Genomic DNA, 7243 nt, shown 5'->3' with positions numbered 1-7243 from the left:
TTTTTTCCCTTTCTTGAATTGACAAAGTTATTGCTTGATTTTTTCGAGTCATAATTTTATACGGACACTTTATATATATATTGTCTTGTTATTTCTATTTTAATGGTTTAATATGAAAATATTAATAGTTTACGGACATTATTTAAAGATATGAGTTAAAAAAGGAAAAACTAAATGGTAAGTTTACTAAATAGATCACAAAAATCAATTGATGAGATATATTTCTCAGAAATTCGCCCAAAACTCTATGAAAATCACGCCACTCATTATCAATATGGTAGTCGTGAAGGTAGAAGTTTAGCTGAACATTTAGATTCTGCTTGTCAATTTGTATTAACAATATCGAAAATTGCCCAAGTAAATGAAGAAAAAAGAACTATTCTTTTAGCCGCTACAGCAATTCATGATTTAAACAAGTTAGATAAAACAGGAAAAAATGTTCAACAATTAGCCAGAAATCGAGAATTTTTAACAGAACAATTAGAAAAAGCCTGTGTTATTCATTTGATTAAGATGGAAGAACATTACGAATTAATTAGGCGTTTAATTGAGAGACATTCGGGACATAATGCTAGTGATGGTTTGCGTTTTTTACCTGAAGATGAAAATATCGAAAAATGGTCGGCAATGTTAATTGGTGCAGATTTATTTGATTTAGGTATTGATGAATCTGTGCGTATTCGTAAAGTAGAAAATGAATTAACCGTTGCGTTTGGCAGAGTTAGTCATATTTTTAAGATTACTATTTCTGAAGATAGGGGTTATTTAACTTCTTTATTATTAGGTGCTTGTGAAGATGTTTTAACTAGATACAATTTAACTCCTTTAGCTATTTTTCCCGATGGAATATTATTTGAAGGAAAAAATTTTCCTGAACATGATTTAACTCAAGAAATTGCCCAAATTTGGCAACAAAAAATAAACCGAGTTTTTGCGGGGAATATTGAACAATTAGTTAGTGCAACCACTAGCGGAATTAAAATTGATAATAAAGCTATTAATCAAGATTTAGAAGAAACTTTAATTCAAGTTCAAGCATTACTAGAAAAGAAAAAAGCTAGTTATAAACAAGATAAATTAAGTCAAGATATTAATAAACATGGAGGTAAAGCTGGTAAACAAGCAATTTTGGAAGCCGAAAAGTTAGATTTAATTCCTGTTAGTAATGATGAAGAATTTACTATTTCAGAAGGATTAAAGGCGATTTATGTTAGCTATAAAGAAAGTGGTTTAACTTCTCAAGAATCATGGGAAAAAATTTATGATTATTTAGATTTATCTTCTGATAAAAGAAAAGTAATTGATCCTTTTGATATTCTTTATGGACGTTGTTTATTTGCTGTTAAAGCAGTAAGTAATAATGAGCAAATTTCTGAGATGTTAAAACAATCTTTTGAAATGAGAAAAACAGAACAATCTGTATATATTCAAGTATCAAAAGAAATGATTAAAAGTGTTCAGAAAATGCTGAATTTACCTCAAAAAAGAACATGGGAAGGAAAACAAGAATTAGAGGCATATATTGAAGCTAATCCTCGTAAAAGATGCTCTTTAGGTAATACTTCTACTGAAATTAAAGAGTTAATATCTCGTGAAATGCCACCAGAAACTAAGGTGCAATCTTTTTCTAATCGTCTTCCAGGGGGAATTAATGCTGAACCAAAAAGACAAAGTGACTCCATTTCTGCTTTAGCTTATCAATTATTGGCAGTAGGAGCTAATTTTCCCAAATCTGGTAAACAAGAGCCATTGTATCTTCATTTTGCTTTACCTCAAGGTGCATCTCCAGAGTTATTGAGAATTTGGCGACAGTTTATCAAACAAACAGCAGAGACAAATGGAGAAGGAGGTACTGTAACCGTTGATGAAACTAAACTTTATCGGGATAATTTGATGGAGTTTAAAGCGAATAAAGTAGTTGGTTTTGCTTTTCCTAAACGTCCTGATTTTATTTTTTCAACTATTACAATTCCTGTTTTATGGGGGGATGTAAATAATTCTATTGCTTTACTAAAATCTCTTAGATTAGGTTTAGAAATAGCTTTAGCTTTTGAATTTGGTTTCCCTTTTGTGCTTAGTAATAATCTTGAAATTGAAACTAATAATAACTTTTTCGGGAAGGTTGAAGGAATCCCATCTAGTTTACAACCCTTATTAGGTAGTGGTGAATATAAACGAGAAGGACATCTAAGTAAAACTGAAAAAATTAATCACAAAACTGCGGAGAAAATTTTAACAAGATTACGCTGTTTAGGAGAAATCGTTTTTATTATTTCTAGTCCTCAAAAATGGAATGATTGTCTTTACGAATTAGCTTGTACTGCTAAGAAACCTTTAGATTATTATTTCGTAATTTTAAGGTGGATTTTACGAGAAAAAGATGATCCTCATTTTGAATCACTCTGGAATAAAATTCGTCAACCTTTATTTACTTTATTAAAGAGTCTTATGCCTAATCAACATGATTTATTAACTAATTATCTCAAAGAAGCCGCTCACCTTGCAGAAGTCGCAAGATTAAGAGGAAGTTCATTTAAAAGGACTTCTCAAGTAGAGCCTTTTGCTGAATTTTTAAAAGCAATTCGTTCTCGTAAATCTTATTTAGATTGGGATGTAGTTTTTGCTTCTTTAACTCAAGAATATCATACTCGTTTGGATCGTATTCGTGAACATGGAGTCGGAGCAACTAAATATGAGCAAATTAAAGAATATTATCAAGTTTTACGCAAGATTTTTGAGGAAATTTATCAATGTCGTCCTGAAAAAATTTTAAATGATAAAAAAACCCTTGAATCTGCTTATTTATTTTTTTTACAAGAAGCTCGTCAAGAATTAAAAAATGAGAAACAAAATGACTCTGAGTAGAGTTAAACTAGAACTATTTTTTTAGCTTCATTTACTTACCAAAATTTTAACCAATTAAATCAATTATTAAATAATAGGAGAAAACAATGTCCATTGAAAAATTAAACCCTTTTTTAGCACCTACTTACGAAAATTTCCCCAAAGGTAGAACTGTTAGTTTAGTAATTTTAAGAACTACTCAATCAGAAACAATTTTTCGTACGGAAGGAAGTGGTGAACCTATGTGTAGTGAATTTGTACAAGCAGGAATCGAAAATACGGAAGTTATCCCTCGTTTAGTGATGACAAAAAGGAAACAAGTTGCTACTGAAAGACGCAAGGGAAGAGAATTTTTAAGACAATACAATTTACTTTATAATGCTCCAAAAGGAAACACTATCTGCTCTTTAAATACTAATGCACCCTGTGAAATGTGTATTGATTGTTTTCTTTATGGTTTTGCCGCAGGAGGCGAAGGTGCTCAAAAAAGTAGAATTTGGACAGAAGATGCTTTTTCTATTCTACCTAGTACTGAATTAATAGGTGATCGCACTATCAATGCTTTATATGAAAATGGCACAATGCGAGACGAAACGGGAAAAGCCTCTACTGCATTAAATACCAGCGAATATATTAAGCCTGGGGTTCATTTTCTGGATGTTGTCACCTTAAAAGATGTTACAGCCGATGAGTTGCGTTATGTGGTAGGGAATATACTGTTAACTACTCGTTATGGTGCAGTTTCTAGTCGAGTGGGGAGAATGGATAACGAAATCTTAGGAGTTTTTGGAGGTTTTGGGGAGTTACCTAGTTCATTAGAATTAGTACAACAAGTATTTGACTCATTAAATAATGGTGAAAATATGACGTTAGAACATCCATTAAATAAGAGTTTTATAAATGTGGTTAAATCAATTATTAATAATTGGCAGAATAAAAGAGGTATTTCCGTGCAGTTAAATGAGGCAGAATTAACTAATTTAGTTAATGATATTGATGAAAATTGGTCAATAGATAAACAAGAAGGATTTTTAACTCGTTTAAATCAAACTTACGAATCTTATCGTCAAATACCCACAGAAAAAGATACTAAGAAAAACAAAAAATAAATGCCCACTTGTAAAATTTAGGAGGTAAACATTAATAAATGTCAGAATTAACATTAGAATTAACTAGAAAAAAAGATAGTTTTCTTAGTTTTAAAAAAGCTCAAATTATTGAGTTATGTTGTGCTGAACCCGTATTTTTTGCATCGAGGGAATTATCAGATACTTATTATACAGAAGGGGTAATTGGCAATTATGCTTTAGCCTATGCTTTGGGTTGGGCTTATTCTCCTTATCGCTTAACTGGTAAAGCTACTACCAAGCCCACTTATATTGAAGATTTATCACCACTAGATCGTTATATTTTACCAGCATGGTCGATCAATAATCATATTTCTTATCGTATTGAGAGATTTAATGCTTTATCTGATGCCTATTGGTTTGCCATGAGTAACAATCGAGTAGTAATTAATCGAGAAGACTTACCCTTAAAACGTACGGGGAAAAAACCCAATTCCTATCGCCCTAGTAATTTTCCTCAAACAGGAAGATTAAAAATGATAGAAAGAGGTAATTTATTTCAAACAATTGTTTTTGGTGGAGTGGAATTACCCGAATATATTAGAGTCGGAAAATTTAAAAGTAAAATAAAAATTACTATCAAAAAAGAAGTTTCTATTAATTATTTATCAACGGGCAAATATCAAAGTAAAACATTTTTAAATTCAGCCGATTTACCAAATAATATTAATTATTTTTCTTTTGATGTTTTAGCCATTCCACCTGTCTCTATACTTAAAAATCTAATGTTTGAGGGAGAAGCATGGCAAATAGATGATTTTATAATTCCTGCAAATATGAAATTTTGTCAATCTTAATTTATAACTATGAATCATCAACATATCTCGATTAAATTAGAATCAAAAAGTATTGCTAAATGCCATATTTTACCACCTAAATTAAATTTTATGGAAAATGCTTTACAGCATCAAGTTGATGTTTTTACAGAAGCTGAAACTCATGATTTAATATTAGATTTAGCCCCAACAGGTACAGGTAAAACTAAAGCAGGTTTAAGTGTTTTATTGCATAATTCTAATAAAAATGCGGTTTATATAGCCCCCACAAATGCTTTAATTACTCAACAAACAGAGGCGGCAATTAAATTTATTAACGAAGCTAATTTACCCCATATTGTTAAATCTGCTTCAGCAAAAGAAATTAAACAATGGGATAATGATAAAGTAGGTAAAAGATCAGGTGAAAAACTTTATAATGTTTTGCGTAATCCAGCAACTATTTTTCCAGAAGTAGGAGAAAATAAACCTTTATTATTAGTCACTAATCCAGATATTTTTTATTACGCTACTTTCTTTGCTTATAACCGTTTAGATAAAGACAATATTGCTAGTCAGTTTTATAGTAAATTTTCTACTATTATTTTTGATGAATTTCATTTATATAGTGCTAAACAATTAGTTAGTTTATTTTTCTATTTAGCTTTATCTTATGTATTTGGATATTTTCAGTATAATCGTAAAGTAATTTTATTAACTGCTACCCCAGATTCGGCTTGTAATGAAGCATTAAAATTATTAGAACAAGAAGGAGTTAAAATTGCTAGAATTGATGGAGAAAATAATAGTTATAATTTAATTCCGTCTCAAACAGTAGTTTATTTAGAAATGAGGCCACAATTAGAAAGGGATATTTTATTAGAAGAAATTAAGCAAGAAATAATTGATAAACTAACAAATTTTCCCGAACAAAATGGAGCAATTATACTTGATTCTAAAGACTATATTAATCGATTATCAGATTTGTTAAAATCTGCAAAGTTAGATAAATATTTTGGAAGAATTACTGGTTCAACTCCTCAATTAGAAAGAGCTATTTCTGCTCAAAAACAAGTGATATTAGCAACCAGTACAGTTGATGTTGGTTTTAATTTTGAAAAGTATCCTCAACCCAATAGACAAAATTTAGATTGGTTAATTTTTTCTACTAAAGACTACTTTAGTTTTTGGCAAAGACTAGGAAGAGTTGGACGAATTTTAGGCAAAACAATAACAGATATTCCTTCGAGTGTGATCACCTATTTACCATTAAAAGCATGGGAAGGAAATATAACGGATTTAGATATTTTAGGAGGAAGAAAAGCATTAAATGAAAAACTAGAAAATTTATCTTGTCTTCAACGTCCCTTTTTAGATATTTATTGGAAATCAGAAGCATTTTTAGAAATAGCAAAACCTCTTTTAGAATTGGAAGAAAAATTAGAAGGTTTACCTGAAAATAATTTGATTATTAAACTTTATCAAACCATGCAAAATATTTTAGGTGGAAAACGAGATTGGAAATATTATCGTTATCGAATGAAAATATTAAAGGGTGCTGAAAATATTGCCAAAAGTTCTATTAAAGATATTCAAAATAAATGGCAATATATTAAAGGTGGACAGGCTTTTGTGACAAATTATATAAAAGTTAAATCTCCTGAAGATTATGAAAATTTAGAAAGAGGAATTAATAAAATTCAAGATTTTGAAACAGTTTTTAAAAATGATAAAGAATTAGCTGAAGATTTAAAAGAATATGCAGAAATTTTTACAGCTACTTATGCTCCTTTATTTCAATTTCGAGAAAGTTTATTTGAAAGTTTATCAATAAAAGACTCTCATAATTTTTTAGTAGATGAATCTGATAAAACTATTTTAGATCCTATTCATTTATTAAGATACTATGAATTTGTCAATAATCGTGACTATATCGAATTAACTGCTCGTGCTAAAGAGATTTATAATTTAACTTTTTCTTTCAGATATTTCGGTACAAATGAAGAGTTTAAAAATAATGAAATTAATAAACTAACAGCTTGGAAAAATTGTCGAATTTCTCGTAAATTGGGTAATGCAATTTCTCCTACTCCATTAATTCAAAAATTAGAAAAAAATTTAATAGCAGGAGTTATTATTTCTACTACCGTAAATCTAGGAACTATCATTCAATTGAGAAAACAAGGGTTAATGTCTTATCCTATAACCGTTGATTGTAATGATCAATCGAAAGAATATACATTTTTTCCAAGTTTGACAGGTATTTTAACTATAGCAATGACAAGTTTTCGATTACGTTTACCCGATAATGAAGATTTTTATATTACCTGACTATATCTTTTAAACTATTTATTATTAACTAATATGCCTCATAGCTTAGTCATAAATTTTACATCTATTTCCGATATACCCATTGGTTATACATCAGGAAAACACTTACACGCTTTATTTTTAACCTTAGTTAATTCGGTTGATCAACAATTAGCTGAATATTTCCATAAGTCCGAACAAAATAAA

At 29.6% G+C, this 7243-nt stretch carries 4 protein-coding genes and 1 pseudogene; all 5 read left to right on the top strand.

The genetic code is table 11. From position 1 onward, the window contains the following. Window positions 1–174: 174 nt before the first annotated feature. The gene (locus ACEW8E_RS08385; protein WP_373479889.1) at window positions 175–2865 is read left to right on the top strand and encodes a hypothetical protein; all 2691 of its coding nucleotides are present in this window, start codon (window positions 175–177) and stop codon (window positions 2863–2865) included. Between the two features lie 86 nt (window positions 2866–2951). Then, the gene (cas7d, locus tag ACEW8E_RS08380; RefSeq protein WP_373479888.1) at window positions 2952–3953 is read left to right on the top strand and encodes a type I-D CRISPR-associated protein Cas7/Csc2; all 1002 of its coding nucleotides are present in this window, start codon (window positions 2952–2954) and stop codon (window positions 3951–3953) included. A gap of 38 nt (window positions 3954–3991) precedes the next feature. Then, window positions 3992–4768: a type I-D CRISPR-associated protein Cas5/Csc1 gene (cas5d, locus tag ACEW8E_RS08375; RefSeq protein WP_373479887.1), complete on the top strand. Its 777-nt coding sequence runs from the start codon at window positions 3992–3994 to the stop codon at window positions 4766–4768. Between the two features lie 9 nt (window positions 4769–4777). Continuing rightward, window positions 4778–7057: a type I-D CRISPR-associated helicase Cas3' gene (cas3, locus tag ACEW8E_RS08370; protein ID WP_373479886.1), complete on the top strand. Its 2280-nt coding sequence runs from the start codon at window positions 4778–4780 to the stop codon at window positions 7055–7057. A 33-nt stretch (window positions 7058–7090) separates the two neighbouring features. Continuing rightward, window positions 7091–7243 (top strand): annotated as a pseudogene (locus tag ACEW8E_RS08365) (CRISPR-associated endoribonuclease Cas6); the annotation flags it as partial.

Origin of the sequence: Geminocystis sp., from assembly GCF_041753295.1 — a bacterium.
In the GTDB taxonomy this organism is placed as follows: Bacteria; Cyanobacteriota; Cyanobacteriia; order Cyanobacteriales; family Cyanobacteriaceae; genus Geminocystis.
Note: the sequence above shows the minus strand (reverse complement) of the source record. Positions and strands in the feature narration are given on the sequence as shown.